Origin of the sequence: Roseiarcus fermentans, assembly GCF_003315135.1 — a bacterium.
GTDB lineage: Bacteria > Pseudomonadota > Alphaproteobacteria > Rhizobiales > Beijerinckiaceae > Roseiarcus > Roseiarcus fermentans.
This window is the reverse complement of the sequence record NZ_QNRK01000007.1, coordinates 119,859-143,227: the sequence shown is the minus strand read 5'-3', so window position 1 is coordinate 143,227 and position 23,369 is coordinate 119,859. Positions and strand designations below refer to the sequence as shown.

Sequence of the window (23,369 nt, the reverse complement as noted above, 5' to 3'; positions counted from 1 at the left end):
GGTTTCAGCGCGATAGACCCTTTACCCGTCGCTCAGGCATTGGCGGAGGCTCACATGCCCCCAAGAGAGAATCGTGAAATTCGTTTCGGTTCGACGAGTTTTCGACTAAGCATAGGTGCTGCGGTCCTGTTCTCTGTTAGCATGAACTCTTTGGCCATTGCGGAGAACAGCGGACTTTTTTCTGTTCCTCTAGCAAACTCCAGGTCGTCGGGCTTAGAGGTTCTTCCGATGACGAACGGCCAGACGGAACTTTGGACCACTAGCGGTCCGCCGGTTTATAGCCCTCAGGCGGAACCAGCCCTTGATCAATCAAAACTTGATCAAAGTCTAGTATTTGGGAAGCAAGCAGACATGCACCCACGTTGGTAGGCACATTTAGCTGCTCTTTCCCGGTTATTGTAGTGGGGGCATTTTGAATTTCGATATCGCCTTCCAACTGCTGATACGCTACACCGAAAACCACGCCCACGAAGAGAAGGCGCGAACTTCCAAGGTAGGAATTTCCATTTCTGTCCCCATATCCGTTTCGATCGTAAATGAATACCGGCGAACCACTTGAGCCAGGCCATGTTGTGAAATCGACTAGGAACACCTTACTATTCTTGCGTGAAGAACCGTCGTGGTCCTTCGACTGGGCCTCGAAATACAAGTACGGCGCACTTGCAGTGTTTCCACTGTGAAATAGGGGAATATTATGCTTCTTATCGTAAAAATTTCCAGGAAAGCCGACCGTTGTAACGGCCTCCAGCGGATTTAGCTGATTCAGTTGAGCCTCGGTAGGAATAATATTATGATCAAGTAATACAAAAAATGGAGAGCGGCCATTTTCTCTCAATTCATTAAGCGTTGGCCCCAACGGGATTATCGCTAAGTCCTCAGTGGGATGAGGAACCCACTTTCGTGCAAAGTCGTCAAGAGCTATATGAATAGTTGAAATCAAAGCCGGCTCATTATCTCCTGCGCTTTGGTGAAGATCAAATTGACAAACGGCCAGTTGCTCAGCAACATGGCGGTTAGTTACAATTGCCGGAACCCCTCCTTCGCTTCCTTTCAGGAATTCGAAAAAAAATCCGGTTCCAAACTGCTCTGAGTTGTTTGCTCCATTGTATAGGCGAACAGTCGTATACAATAGTTGCTGGCTAATCGTTAACTTCGGCGGAAGTTTTGTGACCGCTGAGTTGTCGGCATACGACCTTGCAGGAAATGAAGGGAGCAGCACCGAGGCAGCTGCTGTCGCGATGAATGATCTGCGGTCGTACATGTCCTACCCTCCAACACTACACACCTAGCACGTCGGGATATGAGTCGCAACGGGTGTTACCAATTGCTTTTCCGCGACGACTTGCTGAAGGGTAAGAATGCATCATGCTTACTCCCCTTCAAAACCACGATCGTCAGCTGGCGACACAGGCGATCCGCCAGACAATTTCGTAGCCCGCAGCTTCCGCATCTTACGGTTCACGCAAGCGGCGCCAGCCTCGTCAGAACCTCGTCCATGGTGTCTTCCGGCAGCGTGTCGATCTTGCGTCCGCCGCGGGCGGCGAGATCCAGCGTTCGCGGTTGATCCAGCGGCTGACGCCGATCGTGCGTATGCCGGCGATCGGCCGCGCGAAGCCGAGGCGGCGCGCGCCTGCTCGGGCCGGCCGCCGCTCTGTTCGCGTCCTGAAACCGGATCGAGCGACACGAGCCATATTTCGCCCCGGTTCACATCAGTTCGTCACGGCGGCCGGCGCGGCGATCCTGGCGCGCTGAAGCGGGAGCTTCGGTTGGCCGGCCCGCGCTCGAGATCAAGTCGCCGCCGCGATGATCGAAACCAAACTTGATTCGACGCGTCGCCGTCAAAAAAAGACCGTTTGCAAATTACACTTCTTCTAGGAGAATGAAATGCAGATCAAGACTCTGATTGTAGCCGCGTTCGCAACTCTGCCGTTTTCCGTTCAGGCGGCCCCAACCCACGCCAAGAATCACTGCTCCATAAGATTGGCTTATGACGGCAAGGTAACCATTTCAAACTGCAACTTCCGAAATTCGAACCGCGCATCAGCAATCCTGATTATGCCGGCTACTTAGTTCCGCATTTTTTTTCTACCATTTTTACTTCTGCGCCACCGTTAAAGTTCAAATCTGACATAGTTGCGTTGCCAACATGAACCGTTTCAATGAGTGACCAGCTTCCGTTTGCCTCATGTTTCCACGCATCGCAGGGAATGTCCGAAATTCCGGAAGGCCATCCGCTTACCGTATACTCGGCCGCGTAGCAGGAGAAAGGCCCCGCGGCGATAGCCCCAATCAAAGCGATTAACCGTAAAGACTTCATATCAGGCCCTTCCATGGGTTTCCCGGAAGCAGGCTAACACGCGTAAAGATACAAGTCACGCGGATCAACCGCATTGAAGCGTTTTAGAATCCGGGCGTACCGGCTCCCGGGAAGCCGCCGTCATCCCGACGACCTCGCCGCTCCTGGCGCCCTTCCCCAAATGGAGATCCCCCATGTTCGTATTCGGCTCGGGCGTGCTGATCGGCACGCCGGCGGGCGGAGCGCCGATCAATTTCGGCCTCGCCCAGGAAGTGACCCTCAACGTCCAGACCACCACCAAGGCGTTGTACGGGCAGTACAATTTTCCGGTCGCGATCGGCGCCGGAACCAAGAAGATGACCGGCAAGGCCAAGATGGCGCGGATCTCCGGCCAGGCGCTCGGCTCGCTGTTCTTCGGCGTCACGCCGGCCGCGGGCCAGACCCTGACGCAGTTCGGCGAGGCGGCGGGCGCGACCACCCCGACCTCCTACGTCACCGCCAACGCCGCGCATTTCGTCGCGGATCTCGGCGTCACCTACGCCGCGACCGCACTGCCGCTGAAACTGGTGGCCTCCGCGCCGAGCCTCGGGCAGTACGCCGTCAACGCCGCCACCGGAACCTACACCTTCGCGGCCGCGGATTCGGCAAACGTCGTGCTGATTTCCTACACCTACACGAGTTCGGCGACCGGCGAGTCGTTCTCGGTCGCCAATTCCCTGGTCGGCCCGTCGATCGCCTTCTCGGCCAACCTGTTCGCCTCCGACCCCGGCACCGGCAAGCAGTTCTCGGTGCTGCTCTACAATTGCGTCGCCGAAAAGCTGTCGTTCGGCACCAAGGTCGAGGACTTCCTCGTCCCCGAGCTCGACTTTCAGTGCTTCGCCAATGCGGCCGGCCAGGTCTGCCAGTTCAACTTCGGAGACGCGGCGTGAGCGACGAGACCTTCCCCATCGCGCTCGGCGGCAAGAGCTGGGCGCTGCCGCACCTGCCGTTCCGGGCGATCAAGGCGATCCAGCCGGCGCTCTACGACGTCTATGTCGCGGCCGGCGGCCCGGCGATGGCGAGCGACGCCGTGGCGCGGCTCGCCGAGGCCGACCTCGAGCGCCTCGCCGAGGCGACCTGGCGCGCGGTCGCGCAGGTCGATCCGGCCGTGACGTTCGCCGACTTCCTCGACCTGCCGTTCTCGGTCGGCGACCTGATCCAGGCCTTCCCCTCGGTCGCCAGGGCCGCCGGCCTGCGCGCGGCGACGAACGCGACGGCGGAGGCGTCGCCCGAGATGGGAAAGTCGATTACGACGCCCTGATCGCGGGCGTCGTCGCCAATCTCGGCTGGAGCTGGGAGCGCGCGCTCGACGAACTCACCGTTCCCCGCTTCCTCGCCCTCCAGGCCGAATGGCGCCGCCATCCGCCGACCCACTGGCTGGTCGCGGCGGCGCTCAAGTATCGCCCTCCGGGCGAGACGCCGGCGGCGAGCCAGCCGACGGTCGCCGAGCTGAAGGCGGCCTTTCCCGCCGGGGCGCTGTGAGGCGCCCCTCTCCTCTTGCGACAGAGGGGTTGGGTGAGGGTCGGGCGCCGACAAGGCGCCTCGCGCTCGGCGCACGATGCGGCGCGGACCCCTCATCCGGCGCCGTAGACCGTCGAAAGACCGGCGTCTTCCGACGCCCTACGGCGCCGCCTTCTCCCGCAAGGGGAGAAGGATACATGCCGCAAGTCAGCAGGCTGGGAGATTCGCCATGCCCGACGCCAACGTCTCCGTCAGCTTCAGCGCGTCGATCGCCGACTTCGTCGCCGGGGTCGGCCAGGCGAAGGATGCGCTGCAGAGTTTTTCGGCGCCGTTCGGCGAGATCAACGGACAGCTCGCATCGCTCGCCAACGCTTCCGCGCAGGCCTTCAGCGCCGGACGATTCCAGCCCTATCGCGACGCGCTCGCCGCGACCCAGTCGCTCGAACAGTCGCTCGCCGCCGATCGGGCGCGCGCCGCGGCGGCCCTGAAGTCCGGCGACGACGCGGCCTATGCCGACGCGACCCGCGCCGCGCAGCTCGCCGCGACCGAGGAACTGCGGCTGATCGAGGACGGGCTGAAGCAGAAGCTCGCGCTCTACGCAGAGGAAGCGCGCGCCTACGCCATCACCCAGAGCCAGAAACTCGCGCTGTCGACGCAGGCGGTCCAGGAAGCTTACGCGCTCGAGCTCGACGCGCTGAAGCAGCGCGAGGCGCTCGGCGACCAGTCGCTCGCCGCCCGGCAACGCCTCGACGACATGGTCATCGAGGCGACGCGCCGGCGCGACGACGAGACGACCACGCTGACCCGGTCCGCTCTGCAGGCGCAACAGCAGGAATACCAGACGTTCGCCAATACCATCGAAGGCGCGTTCAACGGGCAGCTCCACGGCCTCCTCTCGGGAACCGAGTCCTGGCATACCGCCTTCAAGTCCGTCCTCGAGGACCTGCTGATCAAGTTCATCGAATACACCGAGCAGACCGTCGCGCATCACCTGATCGGCGAGACGATGAAGACGGCCGCGACGACCACCGGGGTCGCGGCGCGGACGGGCGCCGAGCAAGCGGGCGCGGCCGCGTCGATGGCCGCGCAAGGCGCGGCGATGGTCCGCTCGATCCTGTCGTCCGCCGCCGAATCCTTCGCCGGCGTGTTCGGGTTCCTGGCGCCGCTGATGGGCCCGGCGGCGGCGGCGCCGGCCGCCGCCGCGCAAGCCAGCGTCGCCAGCATGGCGGGCTCGGTCGCTTCCGCCGACATCGGCATGTGGCAGGTGCCGCAGGACATGCTGACCCTCGTCCACCACAACGAGCTGATCATGCCGGCGGCGGAGGCGGGCGCCTTCCGCTCGATGCTCGGCGGCGACGCGGGCGCCGGAGGCGCGAGCGGCGGGGCCGTGCACATCCACCCGACGACCAACCTCCACGTGTCGGCGCTCGACTCGGGCTCCGTCTCGCAATGGATGCGGGCCAACAGCTCGACCATGCTGAAGGCGGTGGACGAGGCGGTCCGCCACGGCGCCCGCCTCGGCCTCAAGCGTCTGGGAGGCTGAGGCGATGGGCTTCATCGGCGGCGTGCATCTCCTGCCGGCGACCGGCGAATGGACCTACGACACGGTCCCGTACACCGCGGCGCGGCATAACTTCACGAACGGCCAGCTCGACAACGCAGCCTCGGTCAACACCTACTATGCGCCGGGCGGCTCGAAGACCGACTATTCCTACGCAATCGACCAGTTGCAGGCCGCGCATCCGGAGTGTCAGACGGTTTCAGTCGTCTGCGCCTGGTTCTTCAACTCGGAAAACGCGGCGACCTGCAACGTCTATCCCTCGACGACCTATTTGCTCGGCGAGGCGTGGGAAATCGTCGGCGGGTCGCCCGTCGCGTCGCACTGGATGGTTTCGGGCCTCACCGAGCAGAATTTTCCCGGCCTCATCCCGATTCCGACGACGGCCGACGGTTCCTATGTCTACGGCGGCACGCCGTCCGACCCGTCGATCGTCCGTTGCATCCGCGACCTGAAGGCGCGCGGCTTCAAGGTCGTGTTCTATCCGTTTCTGCTCGGAACCGCGGCCGGCTATCCGTGGCGCGGCCGGATCAGCTGTTCGCCCGACCTGTCCAGCGCCGCCACCGCGGCCGTCGCCGCCTTCCTCGGATCGGCGGCCCCGTCGGACTTCGTCCGCGACCCCGTCAACCTGACCGTCGCCTATGCCGGCGGCCTCAGCGACTGGACCTATCGCCGGATGATCCTGCACTACGCCAACCTGTGCGTGATCGCCGGCGGCGTGAATCTGTTCCTGATCGGCTCGGAACTGCGCGGGCTCGAGACGATCCGCGGCCCCGCCTGGACCCCGGCCGGAACCACGGACGCGAACGGCTGCGCCGTCTGGGACTACCCCTTCGTCGCCGGGCTTCAGGCGCTGGCGGCCGACGTGCGCACGATCTTCGACGGCCAGGGGCTGACGAAGAACGCGGCGGCTCTTGCCAACCTCGTCTCCTATTCGGCCGACTGGTCGGACTGGATGGGGATTCAGCACCCCGGCGCGAACGGGCAATGGCCCCATCTCGACGCGCTCTGGGCGGACACGAACATCGATGTCGTCGGTCTCGACAATTACCTCCCGCTGTCGGACTGGACGACCGGCGACGGCGGCCTCGACGCCAGGAGCTGGCTGGCTCCTCGCCCCTCGGGCGCCTGGCCGCCGTCGCCCACGATCATGAGCGGCCTCGGACTGTCCGGTCCGCCGACGCCGTACGCGCTCCCCTATCTCAAGGGCAACATCGAAGGCGGCGAGAAATACCACTGGTGGTACGGCGACAGCGTCAACGCCGGACCGGGCCTCGACCCCAACGGCTCCGACCTCACCGTGTCCCTGGCCCAGGGCGACCGTCTGGCGCAGGTTCGCTCGGCCTACGCGCCCAACCAGGAGCTGCTCGCCAACAAGCAGTTCCGCTGGTGGTGGAAGTCCCCGCACCGGGCGATCTACGACGCCGGCGACGGCCAGGGCTGGATCCCGCGCGGCGCCGCGACGCAATGGGCGCCGCAATCGAAGCCGCTCGCCTTCATCGAATACGGCTATCCGGCGACGGACAAGGGAACCAACCAGCCGAACGTGTTCTTCGACGCCAAGTCGAGCGAGAGCGCGACGCCGTACTGGTCGATCTGGCGGCCGGTTCCGGGCGGCGGCTACGCCCCGCTGCGCGACGACACCATCGCCAGCCTCGCGCTCCAGGCGATGTACGAGTACTGGACCAGCGACGGCCATAACGAGACGTCGCCGGGCGGCGTTCCGCTCGTCCAGTTCGCGCTCTGCTGCGTGTGGAACTGGGACGCGCGGCCGTTCCCGGTGTTTCCGATCCTGTCCGGCCAGTGGGCCGACGCCGGCAACTGGCAGACGGGCGACTGGATCACCGGCCGCGTGACGCTGCCGCCGCCGCCGCCCTCCCCGCCGCCGGGGATCGGAAGTTTCGCGACCTTTCCGTCGCTCGACGCCCTGCGCGCGACGCTGAGCGCGAGGCCGCGGTTCGATACCGACATCGCCGATCGGGTCGCTGGCCGGTCGAGCCGCAGGCCGCGCTACGCCGCGCCGCTGATCGGCTTCGAGCTGAACTTCGATCTCCTCCGCTCGGACGCAGCGACACAGGAGATGCAGCGGATCGCCGGGTTCTTCGCGGCGATGAACGGCGCGGCGACGCCCTTCTGGTTCGCGCCGCCGGGACTGTCCGTCGTCGCCGGCCAGATCCTCGGGGCGGGCGACGGCGCGACGACGGCGTTCCCGCTCGTGCTGACGATCGGGCCGACGATCGCGTCGGTCGCAGGCGCCGCCAGCGTCGGCGCCGTGTACGTCGACGGAGCGGCGCTGCCGTCGAGCGGCTGGACGCTGTCCAATCTGTATCCGGCGTCGATCGTCATGGCCTCGGCGCCGCCGGCGGGCGCGACGATCGCCGCGGATTTCACCGCGCTGTGGCTCTGCCGCTTCGCCGACGACGGGCTCGATTTCGAGGAGTTCATGACGATGCTGTTCAAGCTCGGCGCGGTGCGCCTGACCGCGGTGCGGCCGTGAGCGCGCCGCCGCTTTTCCCGACGCTTCCCGGCCAGGGCTGGAGCGTCCGCAAGAAGCCCGTCTTCTCGACCATCGTCGCCGCGCACGTTTCGGGCCGCGAGGTGCGCGACGCCCTTTACCAAGATCCGATCTGGCAGTTCGAGCTGACCTTCGACGGGCTCGGCTCGGATGCGACGAGCTATCCCGGCGTCGGGGCGCAATCGTTGCAGGCGCTGATGGGTCTCTACCTGCAATGCCAGGGCCAGTACGGGACTTTCCTCTATTCCGACCCGTCCGACAACACGGTCGCCAACCAGACCTTCGCGACCGGCGACGGCGCGACGACGGCCTTCACCTTCGCGCGCAGCCTCGGCGGGTTCCTCGAGCCGGTCGGCTGGGTGACGAGCGTCGCGCAGGTGACGGTGGCGGGCGTGGCGCAGAGCGCCGGCTGGTCGCTGACCGCGCCGAACGGCCTCGTCTTCTCGGCCGCCCCGGCCAGCGGGGCGCTCATCGGCGCGTCGTTCTCCTACGCCTTTTCGTGCCGGTTCGAGGACGACTCGGTCGAGTTCGAGCAGTTCATGCAGAACCTGTGGCGGGTCGACTCCCTCAAATTCCGTTCGGTGCGCACGTCATGAAAACCGCTTCGACTGCGCTCCTCGCGCTCATCAACGCCGCTCGGGCGGCGCCCGACTCGACGCTCGCCTTCGCCGACTGCTTCACCTTCACGCTGTCGACCGGGACGGCCTACAGGTGGACCGACGTCGACGTCGCGATCGTCTACAACGGCGCGACGTTCCTCGCGAGCGGACCGCTGGTGCAGGGGCTGAAGTACAAGGCCTCCGTCGGCCTCGAGGTCGACAAGCAGCAGATCACGGTCGCGGCGCGACCGACCGACCTCGTCAACGGCGCGCCGCTGCTCGTCGCGCTGCGCGACGGCGCCTTCGACGGCGCCTCGGTTCAGCGCGACCGGGCGTTCCTGACCGCGCCCGGCGGTTCGGTCGTCGGGGCTGTAACCCTGTTCAAGGGGCGCGTCTCGACGGTCGATCAGGTCGGCCGCACCCAGGCGACGCTGACGATCGCCAGCGACCTCGTCGTCCTCGACTACGACATGCCGCGCAACCTCTTCTCGCCGACCTGCGTGCACACGCTCTACGACGCGGGCTGCGGCGTGCCGCGCGGCGCCTATGCGGCCAACGGGACGGCCGGCGCCGGATCGACAGCGAGCGCAATCGCCTTCCCGGGCGCGGCCGCGGGCCACGCGCAAGGGGCGATCGTGTTCTCGTCGGGCGCCAACGCCAACGTGCGCGCCACGGTGAAGAGCGTCGCCGTCGGATCGGCCCTGACCCTGATCTATCCGCTTCCCTTCGCGCCGGCCGCGGGCGACGCGTTCACCGTCTACGCAGGCTGCGACCATACCCAGAACACCTGCGGCGCGCGGTTCTCGAACCTCGCGCGCTTCCGCGGCTTCCCGTACGTGCCGCCGCCGCAGCTGGCGTACTGAGGCGGCAGTCGGCAGTCGGGCTTCGGCAATCGGGAAACAAGGCTCATGACGAATCCTGCCCTCACGACTGCCGACCGCCGACTGCCGACTGCCGAGCCAGTCCAGCGCGCCGCCGTCGTCGCGGCGGCGCGAGCGTGGATCGGCACGCCCTACCACCACGCCGCCGACGTCAAGGGCGCGGGCGTTGACTGCGCCATGATCCTCGTTCGCGTGTTCTGCGACTTGCGGCTCGTCGAGCCGTTCGACCCGCGGCCCTACACCCGCGACTGGATGCTGCACCGGGACGACGAACGCTATCTCGGCTTTCTGCTGGCGCGCGCCCATGAGGTTCAGGCGCCCGACGCCGGCGACGTCATCCTGTTCCGCTTCGGACGCTGCTTCGCCCACGGCGGCATCGTCACGGCGCGCAATCCGCTGACGATCGTGCACGCCTTCGCGCCGGCGCGCTTCGTCGTCGAGGAAGAGGTCGCGCGCAACGCCGAACTCGCCGAGCGGCTGGGCCGGGCGAAGTTCGCAAGCTACTGGGGATCATGACCGATGAGTTGGCTTCGCTCGAAGAACGCCAAGCCCGACTACACCGGGCTTCAGCTTCAGACCTCGGTCTCGACGCTGCCGATCCCGATCGTCTGGGGCCAGACCAAGATCGCCGCCAACCTCGTCTGGTACCAGAACTTCCAGGCGCACGCGGGGAGCGGCGGCGGCAAGGGCGGCGGCGGCAAGGGCGGCATGTTCGGCGGCGGCGGCACGACGTCCTACACCTACAGCGCCGATCTCATCCTCGCCTTGTGCGAAGGGCCGATCAACGGCATCGGGATCATCTGGAAGGACGAGTCGATCTACACGCTGCCGATGCTCGGCCTCAGTCTCTACAACGGCGCCACGCCACAGGCGACGTGGCCATACCTTTCAGCGATCTATCCGGGCCAGGCGCTCGGCTACCAGGGCACGGCCTATGTCTGCGCGGCCTCGTACGACCTCGGCGCCGCGGCAGCGATCTCGAACCACAATTTCGAGATCGTCGGCATTCTCGCCGGGACCGGAATCAATGGCGCCGACGCCGATCCCGCGCTGGTCATCAACGACTTTCTCACCAACCCGCAATACGGCGCCGGTTTCAACCCGGCCAGCATCAATGCGACCACGCTGTTCGGCTCGGGCGGCGACGCGTCCCTGCAAACCTACTGCAAGGCCATGGGCTTCGCCTTCTCGCCGGCCCTCACCAGCCAGGAGCAGGGATCGAGCATCCTGTCGCGCTGGCTGCAGATTCTGAGCTGCGCCGCCGTCTGGAGCGGCGGGGAGCTGAAGTTCGTTCCCTACGGCGACACCGCGATCGCGGCCGGAACCCAGACGACGTTTTCGAACCAGTTCTCCGTGCCGACGCCGGTTCCGCAATCGTCCGGCGTCACGCTGCCCGCCACAGTCACGGTCTGCCCGGCCGCCGACTTCGTTTCCGACGGCGGCGTCGCCTACGCGTTCTCGAACGCGCCGCTGGTTTTCGTCGGCGCGACCTTGCCGGCGGCGGGCGGGACGTACGGAATGCCGACGCCGGGAACCTACGCCTTCGCGCCCGCCGACGAGGGCAAGGCCGTCGTCATCACGTACACGTACACAACCCCTACCGGCTACACGCCGAATCTCACCCCCGTCTACGCGCTGACCGACCTCGATTTCATCGACGAAAGGGGCAACAAAGACCCGGTTCAGGTCGAGCGCGCCGACGTCTTTTCCCTACCGACGGTCCAGCGGATCGAATGCCTGTCGCGAGGAAACCAGTATTCGGCGACGCCGGTCGAGGCGCGCGATCAAAGCCAGATCGACCTGTTCGGCGCGAGAGTCGGGTCAGTCATCCAGGCCCATGAAATCTGCGACGAATTGCGGATCGGTCCGCTGGTGGCGCAGACCATCCTGCAACGCGAACTGTACGTACGGGCGAAATTCTCCTTCAAGTTGTCGTGGGAATATTGCCTTCTCGATCCGATGGACGTCGTCACGATCACCGACACGAACCTCGGCCTGTCGAATACGCCCGTCCGGATCGTCTCGATAGAGGAGGACGACAAGGGCTGTCTGGCGATCACGGCCGAGGAATTCGTGAGCGGCGTCTCGACGCCGGCCTTCACCCCGAGCGCGTCTGCGGGCGGCGCCGTCCCCAACTGGGCGATGCCGGCGGTCGCGGTGAATGCGCCGCTCATCTACGAGCCGCCGCCTCAGGCGACCGGAGGAGCAGCCCAAGTCTGGATCGGCGCGTCCGGCTCGGGGGTCGCTCCGACCAGTCCGCAATGGGGCGGCGCGAACGTGTACGCGTCCATCGACAATGCCACCTATTCGCAGGTCGCGGTGATCGCCGCCCCTGTGCGGCAGGGCGTGCTGACGGCGGCGCTGCCCGCCGTTTCCGGCTGGGATGCGGCCAGCACGCTGTCGGTGAGCCTCGCCGAAAGCGGCGCAGCCCTCGCCGGCACCTCCGAGAGCGCCGCGCAGCAGGGCGCGACGCTGGCGCTCGTCGACAACGAACTCCTCGCCTACGAGTCCGCGACGCTGACGGTCGCGAGCGCCTACAATCTGACTGGCCTCGCCCGCGGACTGGGCGGGACAATTGCCGCGGCGCACACGACCGGCGCCTCGTTCGCGCGCATCGACGCGGCAGTGGTCAAATACGACCTGCCGGCGAACCTGATCGGCCGGACCCTCTATCTCAAGTTTCAGAGCTTCAACGCCTTCGGCGGCGGACTGCAGGACCTGTCGACCTGCGTGGCCTATTCCTTCACCCCGACCGGCGCCGGAACCGACAACCCGATCACCGCCCAGCTTTCGAGCGGGATCGCAACCGATCTCGGGCAAGTCCCCGATGCGGCCGCCGTCTGCGACGACTTCGGCGCGCTGACCGGAGCGCCGTCCGGATCCGTCAACCTGGGAACCGCGCCATGAGCGAACAATTGCAGTTGCGACGAGGAACAGCGGCCCAGATCGCAGCCTTCACCGGCGCGCAAGGGGAGGTCGTCGTCGACACGACCAACAATCGTCTGGTTCTTCAGGACGGAGCGACCGCCGGCGGCTACGCCGCCGCGAAGCTTTCCGAGGTCGTCGCCAACACGAGGACGTCGATCGCCGACGCGTCCTACGCGGCGACGGCGACAGACCGCACGATCGCCTATGTCGCGCTGACGGCTGCCCGAGCCGTCGCGCTGCCGGCGGCGAGCGCCTATCCGACGGGGACGCGTCTCCTCGTCGTCGACGAGAGCGGCGCCTGCTCGTCCAGCGCCACCCTGACGCTGAACGCAAACGGATCGGACAGGATCAACGGCGCGGCGTCCTTCGTCATCGCGAGCCCGTACGGTTGCGCCGCGATCGAGAGCAACGGCGCGAACGCGTGGACGATCGTCGACCAGTTCGCGCCGGGTTCGCTCACGACGATCGCACAGGGCCCCTTTGGCGCCAGCTTTCAGTGCGGCGTCCTGGAGACGCTCGTCACGCTGTCCGGCGCGTCGACGACCGCGCCGACGCCGATCCCCGCCAATTGCATCGTGACGGCGGTCGGCGCGAGGACCGTCACGGCGGTCACCGGCGCCCCGTCGTTTCAGGTCGGCGTCTCGGGAAATGCGGGGCTGTTCGGATCAGGCCTGAATGTCGCAGCCGGTTCGATCAATTTCGGATTGATCGGCCCGAACCCCTACTATTCCGCAACCCCGCTCATCGTGACCGCCACGTCGGGCGCATTCACCGGCGGCGCTGTCCGCCTGTCCATCCACTATCTCTCGATGGGGCCGTCAACATGGTAAGGCGAAACCTGTTCCGCAGTATCCTCGGCAAGACCTTCGTCGCGATCGCTTGCGCGTCTGCGTGCGGTTGCGGCGCGAGCGCCCAGACCTATCGCGACGTAAACGGCTCGATCGTGGCCGGCGTCATGCCCCTGCCCTACGCCTACACGCCGCTTGCGCCGGGCCAGTACAATCTCACGCCCGCGACTGTGACGGCGCTCACGATCCCGCGGGGCGCTCGCTTTGCGACGATCTGCGCGTCCTCGGCCGGCGCGATGTACACCACCGACGGCGTCACGACGCCGACGAGCGCGATCGGCCAGCCGCTCCCGGCGGGTTCGTGCGTCTCGTTGTCCGGGGGCGCGGTGCTCGCAAACTTCCGCGTCGTATCGCCGTCGGGCGTCCTCGACGTCGAATATTTCCAGTAGCCCCGCGAGGGGGCCCGGGCCGATGGGCGACGTCGACTGATCGGAGCGCGGCGCGAAACCTCCTCCTCATAGTCCCCGCCGATTCCCTGCCTGGCGCTCGAAGCGAACGGACGGGCCTGACCGCCCCTGCGCCGCCGCCGGGTCCGCTCTTGCGTCCGCGTCTCGGTCGACTTCCGCAGCCGGCCGCGCCGGGGCGTCCGAAATCCGGCTCGCGGCGGCGATGAACCGAGACCCGGGACGAGACGCCCGAGGCCGCGCTCGCCATCGCGTCCGCCGCCGCCCGTCTCGGCGCCCGCCCGGTCGGCGCCGTTGAACGACAGCATGTCGATCCATTTCGCAGATGAGGAAGTCCAACCGTGACCGAAATCCTGCACGTCGTCGCCTGCGTCAGCAATCCTCTGCGTTGGCAAAGCCGCATTGCGCTGGCGCGGGCGGCGATCGCCGCCTGGCTCGCCGAGCCGAACGTCCACGTCACCCTCGCCGAATGCGCCTATGGGAGCCGGGCTCATGATCTGGCCGACCTCGCCTCCGACCGGGTGAGCCACATCCCCCTGCGCGCGACGACGATGGCGTGGAGCAAGGAAAACCTGCTCAACCTCGCGGTCGCCGCGCTGCCGCCGCGCGCGCAGAAGATCGCGACCCTCGACGCCGACGTGACCTTCCGGCGAAAGGGCTGGGCGACCGAGACGCTGGCCGCGCTCGACCTCTATCCGGTCGTGCAGCCGTGGGACGCCGCCTACGATCTCGGGCCGCACGACGAGCATATTCAGACGCACAGGAGCTTTGCCTCCGTCTGGCACGCCGGCGGACCGGTCGTGCCGATGGCGGACACATTCTGGTCGTTCAGCGGCGGACCTTACGCCTATCCCCATCCCGGCTACGCCTGGGCCTGGACGCGGCGCACGCTCGACCATATCGGCGGCCTGTTCGAGGACGGCGGCATGGGCTCGGGCGACCATCACATGGCGCTCGGGCTCGTCGGGCGGTGCGAGGCTTCCCTGCCCTCCGGCGTCGCCACGGGCTACCGCAACGCCGTCTGCGCGTGGGGGGCGCGCGCCGCCGCCGAAATCAACGGCAAGCTCGGCTTCGTGCACGGCACGATCGAGCACCCCTTTCACGGCCGCAAAGGCGACCGCGGCTACCAGAGTCGCTGGGCCATGTTCCTCGAGCACGGCTTCGACCCGGCGACCGACCTCAAGCGCAACACGCAGCGCGTGATCGAGTTCAGCGGCTCGAAGCCTGACCTCGAGCGCGCGTTCGACCGCTACCTGCGCGCGCGGGAAGAGGACGTCAACACGCTGACATAGCGACAGTCGGCGGCCCGCCGCCGAGCGCGCTCGCGGCTGCCTGCCGTCCGCTTTCCTCCCAATCGCCCCGATCATCGCGAACCGCCCGGCGGACGACCCGCCGGCGCGCCTCGACGCGCGCGTCCACCCCCCAAATCGTTGAAAGGAGAGCGGCCATGCCGACGCTCGCCAATCCTGTGGAATTCTTCCGCCTCGTCCGCAATCAGCTTTTCGCCGGCTCGATGACCCAGGCCCAGGTCGACGGGACGAATGCGCTTCTGGCCGCCTGGGAACGCTTCGACCCACGCTGGGTCGCCTACGCGCTCGCGACCGCCTGCCACGAAACCGACTTCTCCATGGAGCCGATCGCCGAATACGGCCACGGCCGGGGCCGGCCCTACGGCGTCCCGGCCGGGCCGCAGGGCCAGGTCTACTACGGCCGCGGCTACGTGCAGCTCACCTGGCGGCGCAATTACGCGCGGGCCGACGCGGAGATGCCGGGCTTCGATCTCGTCGCCGAGCCCGACAACGCGCTGAAACCCGAGATCGCCGCCGCCGTCATGGTGCGCGGCATGACGGAGGGCTGGTTCACGGGCCTGAAGCTGGACAATTATTTCCCGCTGCACAATCCGCATTGGGCGGACTGGGTGAACGCCCGCCGGATCGTCAACGGCCTCGATTGCGCGGCGCGCGTCGCGCTCTACGCCCGTCGTTTCCGCGATGCGCTCGAGGCCGGGGGATTCGCGCCATGAGCGGCCTCGCCCGGCAGCCTCCGGCTCCGCCCGACCCCAACGGCGCGCTCGAGGAGGCGGCCCGAGTCGCGCGCGCCGCCTCGCACAGCCGCCGCCTCGACACCGCGACGCAGGCCGCCCTGAACGCGCTCGTCGCCTTCGCCGAGGCGACCGTCGGCGCGCTCCGCGCGCAGCGTCGCCGCATCGACGAGCAGGCGCGCGCAATCGCGGCGCTCGAGGCGCAGGTCGGACTCTCGCCGACCACCCGCCCGCACGACGCGTGACCCCAGCCATTCGCCGCGCGGCCCCGGGTCTTCGCCCGGAGGCGGTCGCCCCGCCGGGCGCGGCTTTGCTCGAACGCGAACGGCGGGGCGGCGTCCTGGAGGACCTTCCATGAACCAGTACCTCACATCCGGCACCGTCGCCGGCGTCCTCGGCTTCTCGGCCGTGCTGGCCGGCGTGTTCGGCAAGCCCGCGTTGCAAGCCTTCCTCGCCGACCCGAACACCGCGGCCACCGTGCTGCAGGTCGCGGGCGGCCTCGCCGCCATCATCGCCGGCGGTCTGAAGGGCGTGGGAGCGACGAAATGAGCCGTCTGGCCGTCATCGGCGGCGCGACCCTTCTCGGGCTCGCCGCCCTCCCGCTCGCCGGCTGCAGCACCCTGCCGCAAAGGCTCTCGACCGCCTGCGCGCTGGCAGAGGCCGGAACGAAGGTCGCGAAAGACGTCGCCAGGGGCGGCGCCGCTGCGACCGCGGCCACCGTGAACACGGCGACGGACGACACCTGCGCCGGCCTCGCAACGGCGGCGGCGGGACGGTGACGATCGCCCCGGCCCTCGGAGCGGTTCTGCGCGCGCTGCTGGCCCGCGCCGGATCCGCTCGTCCGGCGACGCCGGCCGCGCCGGACGTCCGTCCGCCCGGCGCGCACGACTGGCGCGCCTTCGGCGAGGCGGCGCTCGGCGTGGGCCGGGCCGTGCTCGACGTCGTCGAGGACCGCGCCTCGGCCGGCGATGTCGAGACGATCGCCGACGCAGCCCTCGCCGCGGGCCTCTCCGCCCTGCCCGGCGCGGCTGTGTTCGCCGCGTACGCCCCCGCCGTCGTCGCTCTGATCGCCGAGGGCGTCGCGGCCGGTCGCATCCGTCCCGACCGGAATCCGATCGCGGACGCGCAGACTCGCGCGTCGGACGAAACCCGCGGCCGCTGGCTGCGATAGGAGAGCGCCGGCGCCCTCACCGTCGAGGCCGCGCCCTCGCCTCGAAACGATTCCGGTCGTGACGTCGCCCGCGGCTCCGCCGCGACGGGCGGGAGCGCCCGCGCAAATATCCGTCAGCTCGGCGGCGCGCTCGACACGCGAGCAGCCGCTCCGAGAGAATCTGGAGGTCGCAGATGACGCCGCCTGACAACGCGCCATGGGGATTTCTCGAGTGGGCCGTCGCGGGCCTCGCCTCGATCGGGGCCAGCGCCGCCGCCTTCGTGTGGCGGCTCACGATGCGCCTGCACACGATGGAGATCGCCGTCCGGCAACATCGGCGCGATCTCGACGCGGCCCAGTCGAACGCCGAGTCGGCCGTGCTTCGCCTGGCCGAGCGCCTGGCGGCGCTCCACGAGGAACACTATCGCCTTCGCGAAACGATCGGCGCCCTGCCCAATCGCTCCGATATCCATGATCTGGAGCTTCGGCTGGGCGAGCGCCTCGATTCGCTGGTTTCGCGTTTCGATCGCGCCTTCGATCCCCGGCGGGCGTGAAGCCCGGTCGACGTCACGCCGCGCCCTGAACGATTGCGCGCCGCAAGGAATCGGGAATTCGCGCCGGCCGGTCGTCGCGAATGGCCGCGACCAGAACCGCGGCCGTCACGAGCTCGCGGCTGTCGCGCACGATCCGCTGACGAAACGCGAGCGAGGCGCCGCGAACGTCCGAGACGCGCGTCTCGACGTCGAGCAGGTCGTCCATGAGCGCGGGCGCCAGGTACTCGATCTGCAGGCGCCGGACCGCGAACACGACCCCCGTCGCGCCGGCGATCTCGCGGTGTCCGAAGCCGAAGCCGCGCAGCCACTCGGTCCGTCCGCGCTCGAGAAAGCGGAGATAGGACGCGTGGTAGACCCTGCCGGAAAAATCTGTGTCTTCGTAGTAAACCCTGACGCCCAGACGTCCGGTCAGTCGATCGCTCACTTCGCGCGCCCCTCGTCGCCGGCTCGACCTCGCCCGCAAACTCCAGCAGAGCGCCTTATGACCCGGAAGGATCGGCGCCGCCAGCGGCTTTGACGGCTTTTCCGAAGGATGCTATCCGGCCGGCATGCGGGTTGTCTTCATGGGAGCGCCGGAATTTTCCGTTCCGACCCTGCGCCGGGTCGTCGACGCCGGGCGCGACGTGGTCGCGGTCTATACGCGCGCCCCGAAGCCGGGCGGCCGTCGCGGCCTCGAGATCCGCAAAACGCCGGTGCACGAAGCAGCGGAATCCTTCGGCATTCCTGTCCACACGCCGCCGACCCTGCGGTCGGCCGAAGCCCGCGAGACGTTCCGAAGCCATGCGGCGGACATCGGCCTCGTGATCGCCTACGGCCTGCTGTTGCCGCCCGAGATTCTCGCCGCGCCGCGATTCGGCTGTCTCAATCTGCACGGCTCGCTTCTGCCGCGCTGGCGCGGCGCCGCTCCGATCCAGCGCGCCATCATGGCGGGCGACCGGGAGACCGGCGTCGACCTGATGCGGATGGAGGCGGGACTGGACACCGGCCCGGTCGCGATGCGCGAGGTCGTCCCGATTCGGCCCGAGGACACCGCGGGCGATCTGACGGCGCGTCTCGCGCAACTCGCAGCCGAGCTCGCCGTGCGCGGCCTGACCGCGCTGGAGGAGGGACGGCTCGAATTCCGGGACCAGCCGGGCGCCGGAGCCTGCTATGCGCACAAGATCGACAAGCGCGAGTGCGAGATCGACTGGCGCGGCGACGCCGAGTCGATCCGGAACCATATCCACGGCCTCTCGCCTGCCCCCGGCGCCTACGCGAGTCTCGTCTTCCGGGGCTCGCCCGAGCGCGTGAAGATCCTGCGCGCGGAAACCACCGACGCGACCGGCGCGCCGGGAACGATTCTCGACCGGGCGATGACGGTCGCGTGCGGGACGGGCGCGCTGCGAATCGTCGAAGGACAACGCGCCGGCCGCACGGCGGTCTCGGGCGAAATCCTGATGCGCAGGGAATCCATTCCCGTCGGCGCCGCGTTCATGCCCGCGCCGTCGCCGCCAGACGCGAACTGATCGCCTCGCGCATCTCGTCCTTGCTGGCTTCCGCAGCGCGCAGGATGTGGCTCGCGCGGAAAAAATCGAGAAGACCGAATTGCTCGACCCGCGGTCGGATCAGGATGTCGGGCGGTCGCCGCTTGACCTTCTGCGCGGTGATGGCCCCTTGCATGATTTGCGCCGCGCCGAACATCGATTCGAGGGGCGTGGGCGCGCGGCGCCGGCGCGACCGGCCGCCGAAGGTGACGTCGACCGCAATCACGATATCGGCGAGATCGAACAGGTGGTCGTAGGGCAGCGGATTCACAGCGCCGCCGTCGATCAGGAGATCGCCATCGCAATCGACCGGGCGGAACAGCCCGGGAATGGCCATCGAGCCGGCGACGGCGGCGGTGAGCGATCCGGACTGAAACACGGCTTCGTTGCGGAGCGAATAGTTGGTCGCGACCACGATCGTCTGGATCGCGAGCTCCTCGAACGAATTGGGGACGCCGGCCGGCCAGAACAGCTCGAGAAAAATCTCCGGATCCAGCAACACCGGATTGCCTCGACCGCGCAGCACGAGATCGGCGAAGCGTCCGACCCTGGCCCTCAGCAATTTCCCCATCACATTGGAGCGGTTTCGCAGAACCTTCAGCACGTGGGAGCGGATGGCGCGCGCCTCGATGCCGGCGGCGTAGGCGGCGCCGATCACCGCGCCCATCGAGGTTCCGGCGATGGCGGTCGGGCGAATCCCGAGTTCGTCGAGCGTTTCGAGGACGGCGACATGAGCGATCCCCCGGGCGCCGCCGCTGCCGAGCGCAACCGCTATCGATGGGCGCCCGCCGCGCCTGGCGAGATCGGCCCCCGGCGTCAAGACCCGAGCTCCGTCTCCCGCGCCACTGCGCGCCAGCCGATGTCCTTGCGACAGAATCCTTCCGGCCATTCGATGCGCTGAATGGCTCGATAGGCGCGCTCCTGCGCCTCCCCGACCGTGCGCCCGATCGCGGTCACGGCCAGCACCCGGCCCCCGTCCGCGACGATGGCCTCGCCGGCCTGTCGGGTTCCGGCGTGCAGGACGACGACGCCGGGAACCCGCCCGGCCTCGTCGAGCCCAAGGATTCTCGACCCCTTCATGGGCTCCCCCGGATAGCCTCGTGCCGCCATGACCACCGTCAAGGCCGCCTCGGGACGAAAGGCCGGCGAACCCTGCGGCAGCGTCCCCGCGGCGCAGGCGGCGAGCCACGGCGGCAAGTCGTCGGACAGCCGCTCGAGAATGGCCTCGGTTTCCGGATCGCCGAACCGGACATTGAATTCAATGACCTTCGGCCCGTCCCTTCCGATCATGAGCCCCACGAACAGCACGCCGCGAAACGGGGTTCCCCGTCGCGCCATGCCCTCGACCGTCGGCGTCACGATCTCCCGCATGACCCGCTCGGTCATCTCGGGCGTCATGATCGAGGCCGGCGAATAGGCGCCCATTCCGCCGGTGTTCGGCCCGGTGTCCCCCTCGCCGACGCGCTTGTGATCCTGCGCGCTGGCGAACGGCGCGGCGACGGACCCGTCGCAGAGGGCGAAGAACGACACCTCTTCACCCTCGAGAACCTCCTCGATCACCACCTCGGCGCCGGGCGTGGATCCGGCCGGCAGCAGCGCGTCGACCGCCTTCTCCGCTTCCTCGACGGTTTCAGCGACGACCACGCCCTTTCCAGCCGCCAGACCATCGGCCTTCACCACGATCGGCGCGCCGCGCTCGCGAAGATAGGCCTTCGCCTCGACGCCGCTGCGGAAGCGGCGATAGTCGGCCGTCGGGACGCCGAACTCCCGGCAGAAATCCTTCGCGAATCCCTTGGATCCCTCGAGCCTCGCCGCCGCCGCGGACGGCCCGAAACAGGCGACGCCTTGCCTCGCGAGATCGTCGGCGAGGCCGGCCACCAGGGGCGCCTCCGGCCCGACGACAACGAGATCGATCGCGTGCCGCCGGCAGAGCGCGAGGATCTGGCCATGGTCGCCGAGATCGACGGGATGAGTCTCGGCCACCTGAGCGCATCCCGGGTTTCCCGGCGCCACCATGAGCTTGCCGATCGCGGGAGACCGGGCGCAGGCGCGCGCCAGCGCGTGCTCGCGACCGCCCGAGCCGAGAATCAAAACGTTCATCCGGGCCTTCCACTGGTTGGCGGCGTGAGCGGACACCGCGGTCGCACCCATTGACCGGGTCGCGGCTCCCGATCAAGTCGTCGGCGCGAGACCGTCTTGCGCAGACTCGCCCTTGCATAGCATTGTCGGTTGGATTCGTTTCCCCGATAGAGCCGATCCGACATGAAAACCTTCGCCGTGACTGCGGACGCCCGGTGGGTCGCCCTGCCGAGCCATCAGCGCTGGCTCGATCAGCAGGTCGAGGCGCTGTTCGCCTTCTACGAGCGCAATCTCGTCAATCCGCTCGGGGGGTTCTACGACCTCGACGATCTCGGCCGGCCGACGCCTCCGGGCTGGGGAGCGGGCGCGCCGCCGGCGCGATACTTGTTCGCCACCACCCGGATCGTCCACGCCTTCTCGATCGCCCATCTGATGGGCCGCCCTGGCGCGGACGCGATCGTCGACCACGGCATGGACTTCCTTTGGAACGGCCATCGCGACGCGGAGCGCGGCGGATATTTCTGGGGGGTGGGATACGAGGGCCCGACGGACAGCATCAAACAGGCGTACGGCCACGCGTTCGTCCTGCTCGCCGCCTCGAGCGCGAAAGTCGCCGGCCACCCGGACGCCGAACGCCTGCTCACCGACATTTCCACCGTCATCAGCGACCGATTCTGGGAAGAGCGGTTCGGCGCGGTCGCGGAGGAGTTCACGCGCGACTGGCGTTCCTTCGACGATTACCGCGGCCAGAACTCCAACATGCATCTGACCGAGGCGCTCATGGCCGCCTTCGAGGCCACTAACGATTCGACCTACCTTCGCATGGCCGAGCGGGTGGCCGACCGCATCGTCCGGATCAACGCGGGCGAAAACGATTGGCGCCTGCCGGAGCATTTCAAGTCGGACTGGACGATCGACAGGGACTATTCGGGCAGCCCGATGTTCCGGCCCTATGGCACGACGCCGGGCCATTCCTTGGAATGGTCGCGGCTTCTGCTCCAGCTTTGGGAACTCGGGGGGCGAAAGCTCGACTGGCTGCCCGGCGCTTCCCGGTCGCTCTTTCAAAGAGCGACGGAAGACGGCTGGGACCCGGCGGGCGGGTTTTATTACACCCTCGAGTGGGACGGTCGCCCCCGTATCCGCGATCGGTATTGGTGGCCGTGCTGCGAAGCGATCGGCGCGGCCTCGTTCCTCAACGCCATATTCGCCGAGCCGCTCTACGAGGACTGGTATCGGCGGGTCTGGAGTTTCGTGGCGACTCGCTTCATCGATCGCGAGAACGGCGGCTGGCGGGCCCAGCTTGACGAGTCGCTTCGCCCGAACGCCAACCCGTTCTTTGGGAAAAACGACATCTATCACTCGTTGCAGGCCTGTCTCATTCCCACGTTGCCGACGACCGGCAGCGTGACGGGCGGACTGGCGCAACGCTTCAGGGGAACGCCGCCTCCGGCGGCCTGATTTTCAGCCGCCAACGCCGCGCGCCGAGAACGGCTGGCCGTCGGATCGCGCAGTCCGGCGACGGTCGTTAACCCCGCGTTTAGCCATGCGCCCCAAACTTGCGCCTCGCTGGACTTCCCCAAGGATAGGTTATGGCGATTTTGGCGCTCCTTCGTTCTGCGTTCGCCGTCCCGCTGGCGATCGCCCTCCTCGTCGCCGTCTCGGTCGACTCGATGGCGCGGGAAACCAGCACGTTCGTCATCGCGGCGGCGCAAGGATACGGCGTCGAAGACTGTCTCGCGGAAGGCGGCGAGTGCGGGCGCGATGTCGCCGAGGCCTGGTGCCAGGCCAAGGGCCGAGGCGAAGCGGTGAGCTTCGGCCGGTCTGCAGGCGTCGACGGCGCCGGAGACCGCCCCTATTTCATCACCTGCGGCGAGTGACGGTCAGCGCAGGTAATCCGAGCATCTCGGCACGTCCCCGGAATTCCCCCACGGCGCGACGGGGACCGACGAGGTGGAGTTTTTCGGCGACCCTTCGACGAGCTTGTCGCTATAGGTCATGTAGACCAGGATGTTCCGCTTCGCATCGCAGCCTCGCACGATCTGCATTTTCTTGAAAAAGATCGACCGGCGCTCGCTGAAGACGACGTCGCCCTGCGAGAATTTTTCCTTGAACTTGATCGGACCGTACTGCCGGCACGCCAGCGAGATGTCCGAGGTCTGCTCCGCCAATCCGAGCGCACCGGACACGCCGCCCTTTTCCGGCGCCGTATAGTGGCACGCGACTCCCTCCACGATGGGGTCGTCGACCCCATAGACCGCGAGCTTGTCGTTCGGGGTCAGGACATTGAAGGTCGTCGACTTGCGAAAAATCAGGTCCGGGTCGAGGGAATCCGCCTTGACCGCCGAGCAAGCGAGCATGACGGCCGCGGCGAGACCCAATCGCTGAATGAACGTGATCAAGGCGCTGGTTCCTGGGTTGGTTCGACTTCAACATAGGCGCGACGGGCAGCTTCGCCAAGCCGCCCCACGTCCGCCGGCGCTCCGGGCGGCGCCC

General features: G+C 67.5%; 26 protein-coding genes. 20 read left to right on the top strand and 6 right to left on the bottom strand.

Going from position 1 to position 23,369, the window contains the following annotated elements:
• Positions 1-259: 259 nt before the first annotated feature.
• Together DFR50_RS31250 and DFR50_RS33435 are read right to left on the bottom strand one after the other, a co-directional pair.
• Entirely contained in the window at positions 260-1,261 is a 1,002-nt protein-coding gene (locus tag DFR50_RS31250; protein ID WP_147262681.1) for a trypsin-like peptidase domain-containing protein, read from the bottom strand.
• 197 nt (positions 1,262-1,458) lie between these two features.
• A complete protein-coding gene (locus tag DFR50_RS33435; RefSeq protein WP_342634544.1) occupies positions 1,459-1,551 on the bottom strand; it encodes a hypothetical protein in 93 nt (30 codons plus the stop codon).
• 939 nt (positions 1,552-2,490) lie between these two features.
• Here DFR50_RS33435 and DFR50_RS08055 point away from each other — a divergent pair.
• The 17 genes from DFR50_RS08055 (at position 2,491) to DFR50_RS07975 (ending at position 17,274) form a co-directional block, all read left to right on the top strand.
• The gene (locus DFR50_RS08055; RefSeq protein WP_113888683.1) at positions 2,491-3,225 is read left to right on the top strand and encodes a hypothetical protein; all 735 of its coding nucleotides are present in this window, start codon (positions 2,491-2,493) and stop codon (positions 3,223-3,225) included.
• The gene (locus tag DFR50_RS08050; protein WP_113888682.1) at positions 3,222-3,596 is read left to right on the top strand and encodes a hypothetical protein; all 375 of its coding nucleotides are present in this window, start codon (positions 3,222-3,224) and stop codon (positions 3,594-3,596) included. The genes DFR50_RS08055 and DFR50_RS08050 overlap by 4 nt, the downstream gene beginning before the upstream one ends.
• 429 nt (positions 3,597-4,025) lie before the next feature.
• On the top strand, positions 4,026-5,339 hold the full coding sequence (locus DFR50_RS08045; protein WP_113888681.1) for a hypothetical protein: 1,314 nt from the start codon (positions 4,026-4,028) through the stop codon (positions 5,337-5,339).
• A 4-nt stretch (positions 5,340-5,343) separates the two neighbouring features.
• The gene (locus DFR50_RS08040) at positions 5,344-7,851 is read left to right on the top strand and encodes a baseplate megatron protein TIM-barrel domain-containing protein (protein ID WP_113888680.1); all 2,508 of its coding nucleotides are present in this window, start codon (positions 5,344-5,346) and stop codon (positions 7,849-7,851) included.
• Positions 7,848-8,465: a DUF2460 domain-containing protein gene (locus tag DFR50_RS08035; RefSeq protein ID WP_113888679.1), complete on the top strand. Its 618-nt coding sequence runs from the start codon at positions 7,848-7,850 to the stop codon at positions 8,463-8,465. The genes DFR50_RS08040 and DFR50_RS08035 overlap by 4 nt, the downstream gene beginning before the upstream one ends.
• The gene (locus DFR50_RS08030) at positions 8,462-9,331 is read left to right on the top strand and encodes a DUF2163 domain-containing protein (protein ID WP_113888678.1); all 870 of its coding nucleotides are present in this window, start codon (positions 8,462-8,464) and stop codon (positions 9,329-9,331) included. The genes DFR50_RS08035 and DFR50_RS08030 overlap by 4 nt, the downstream gene beginning before the upstream one ends.
• 45 nt (positions 9,332-9,376) lie before the next feature.
• Positions 9,377-9,865, top strand: coding sequence for a C40 family peptidase (locus tag DFR50_RS08025; RefSeq protein WP_113888677.1), 489 nt, complete (start codon positions 9,377-9,379; stop codon positions 9,863-9,865).
• 3 nt (positions 9,866-9,868) lie between these two features.
• The gene (locus DFR50_RS08020; RefSeq protein WP_113888676.1) at positions 9,869-12,256 is read left to right on the top strand and encodes a phage tail protein; all 2,388 of its coding nucleotides are present in this window, start codon (positions 9,869-9,871) and stop codon (positions 12,254-12,256) included.
• On the top strand, positions 12,253-13,107 hold the full coding sequence (locus DFR50_RS08015) for a hyaluronate lyase N-terminal domain-containing protein (protein ID WP_113888675.1): 855 nt from the start codon (positions 12,253-12,255) through the stop codon (positions 13,105-13,107). The genes DFR50_RS08020 and DFR50_RS08015 overlap by 4 nt, the downstream gene beginning before the upstream one ends.
• Positions 13,101-13,514, top strand: coding sequence for a hypothetical protein (locus DFR50_RS08010; RefSeq protein WP_113888674.1), 414 nt, complete (start codon positions 13,101-13,103; stop codon positions 13,512-13,514). Before DFR50_RS08015 ends, DFR50_RS08010 begins: the two co-directional genes overlap by 7 nt.
• A 356-nt stretch (positions 13,515-13,870) precedes the next feature.
• Complete coding sequence (locus tag DFR50_RS08005; protein WP_113888673.1) at positions 13,871-14,821, top strand: hypothetical protein; 951 nt, start codon at positions 13,871-13,873, stop codon at positions 14,819-14,821.
• A gap of 155 nt (positions 14,822-14,976) precedes the next feature.
• The gene (locus DFR50_RS08000) at positions 14,977-15,552 is read left to right on the top strand and encodes a lysozyme family protein (protein WP_113888672.1); all 576 of its coding nucleotides are present in this window, start codon (positions 14,977-14,979) and stop codon (positions 15,550-15,552) included.
• Entirely contained in the window at positions 15,549-15,815 is a 267-nt protein-coding gene (locus DFR50_RS07995; protein WP_113888671.1) for a hypothetical protein, read from the top strand. Before DFR50_RS08000 ends, DFR50_RS07995 begins: the two co-directional genes overlap by 4 nt.
• A gap of 109 nt (positions 15,816-15,924) precedes the next feature.
• Entirely contained in the window at positions 15,925-16,119 is a 195-nt protein-coding gene (locus tag DFR50_RS07990; RefSeq protein ID WP_113888670.1) for a hypothetical protein, read from the top strand.
• Complete coding sequence (locus DFR50_RS07985) at positions 16,116-16,349, top strand: hypothetical protein (RefSeq protein WP_113888669.1); 234 nt, start codon at positions 16,116-16,118, stop codon at positions 16,347-16,349. Before DFR50_RS07990 ends, DFR50_RS07985 begins: the two co-directional genes overlap by 4 nt.
• A complete protein-coding gene (locus DFR50_RS07980; RefSeq protein WP_113888668.1) occupies positions 16,346-16,741 on the top strand; it encodes a hypothetical protein in 396 nt (131 codons plus the stop codon). The genes DFR50_RS07985 and DFR50_RS07980 overlap by 4 nt, the downstream gene beginning before the upstream one ends.
• Before the next feature lie 173 nt (positions 16,742-16,914).
• On the top strand, positions 16,915-17,274 hold the full coding sequence (locus DFR50_RS07975; protein WP_113888667.1) for a hypothetical protein: 360 nt from the start codon (positions 16,915-16,917) through the stop codon (positions 17,272-17,274).
• A gap of 13 nt (positions 17,275-17,287) precedes the next feature.
• Here the strand turns inward: DFR50_RS07975 and ybgC are convergent, their stop codons facing one another.
• On the bottom strand, positions 17,288-17,698 hold the full coding sequence (ybgC, locus tag DFR50_RS07970) for a tol-pal system-associated acyl-CoA thioesterase (RefSeq protein WP_281015947.1): 411 nt from the start codon (positions 17,696-17,698) through the stop codon (positions 17,288-17,290).
• A gap of 124 nt (positions 17,699-17,822) precedes the next feature.
• On the opposite strand from ybgC, the gene fmt reads away from it, so the two are divergent.
• The gene (gene fmt, locus DFR50_RS07965) at positions 17,823-18,779 is read left to right on the top strand and encodes a methionyl-tRNA formyltransferase (protein ID WP_113888666.1); all 957 of its coding nucleotides are present in this window, start codon (positions 17,823-17,825) and stop codon (positions 18,777-18,779) included.
• On the opposite strand, the gene DFR50_RS07960 is transcribed toward fmt, so the two are convergent.
• Positions 18,745-19,617 carry a patatin-like phospholipase family protein gene (locus DFR50_RS07960; protein WP_245427449.1) on the bottom strand — a complete coding sequence of 291 codons (873 nt, stop codon included), beginning with the start codon at positions 19,615-19,617 and terminating at the stop codon, positions 18,745-18,747. The two genes, fmt and DFR50_RS07960, sit on opposite strands and share 35 nt — an antisense overlap.
• Positions 19,614-20,897 (bottom strand): phosphoribosylamine--glycine ligase, encoded by a 1,284-nt coding sequence (gene purD, locus DFR50_RS07955; protein WP_113888664.1) that lies wholly within the window; start codon positions 20,895-20,897, stop codon positions 19,614-19,616. The genes DFR50_RS07960 and purD overlap by 4 nt, the downstream gene beginning before the upstream one ends.
• A 162-nt stretch (positions 20,898-21,059) precedes the next feature.
• Between purD and DFR50_RS07950 the strand changes: the two genes are divergently transcribed.
• On the top strand, positions 21,060-22,334 hold the full coding sequence (locus DFR50_RS07950) for an AGE family epimerase/isomerase (protein WP_113888663.1): 1,275 nt from the start codon (positions 21,060-21,062) through the stop codon (positions 22,332-22,334).
• 131 nt (positions 22,335-22,465) lie between these two features.
• Entirely contained in the window at positions 22,466-22,753 is a 288-nt protein-coding gene (locus DFR50_RS07945) for a hypothetical protein (RefSeq protein WP_113888662.1), read from the top strand.
• Positions 22,754-22,756: 3 nt separating this feature from the next.
• Here DFR50_RS07945 and DFR50_RS07940 read toward each other — a convergent pair whose 3' ends face one another.
• The gene (locus tag DFR50_RS07940) at positions 22,757-23,233 is read right to left on the bottom strand and encodes a CreA family protein (protein WP_113888751.1); all 477 of its coding nucleotides are present in this window, start codon (positions 23,231-23,233) and stop codon (positions 22,757-22,759) included.
• Positions 23,234-23,369: the final 136 nt, after the last annotated feature.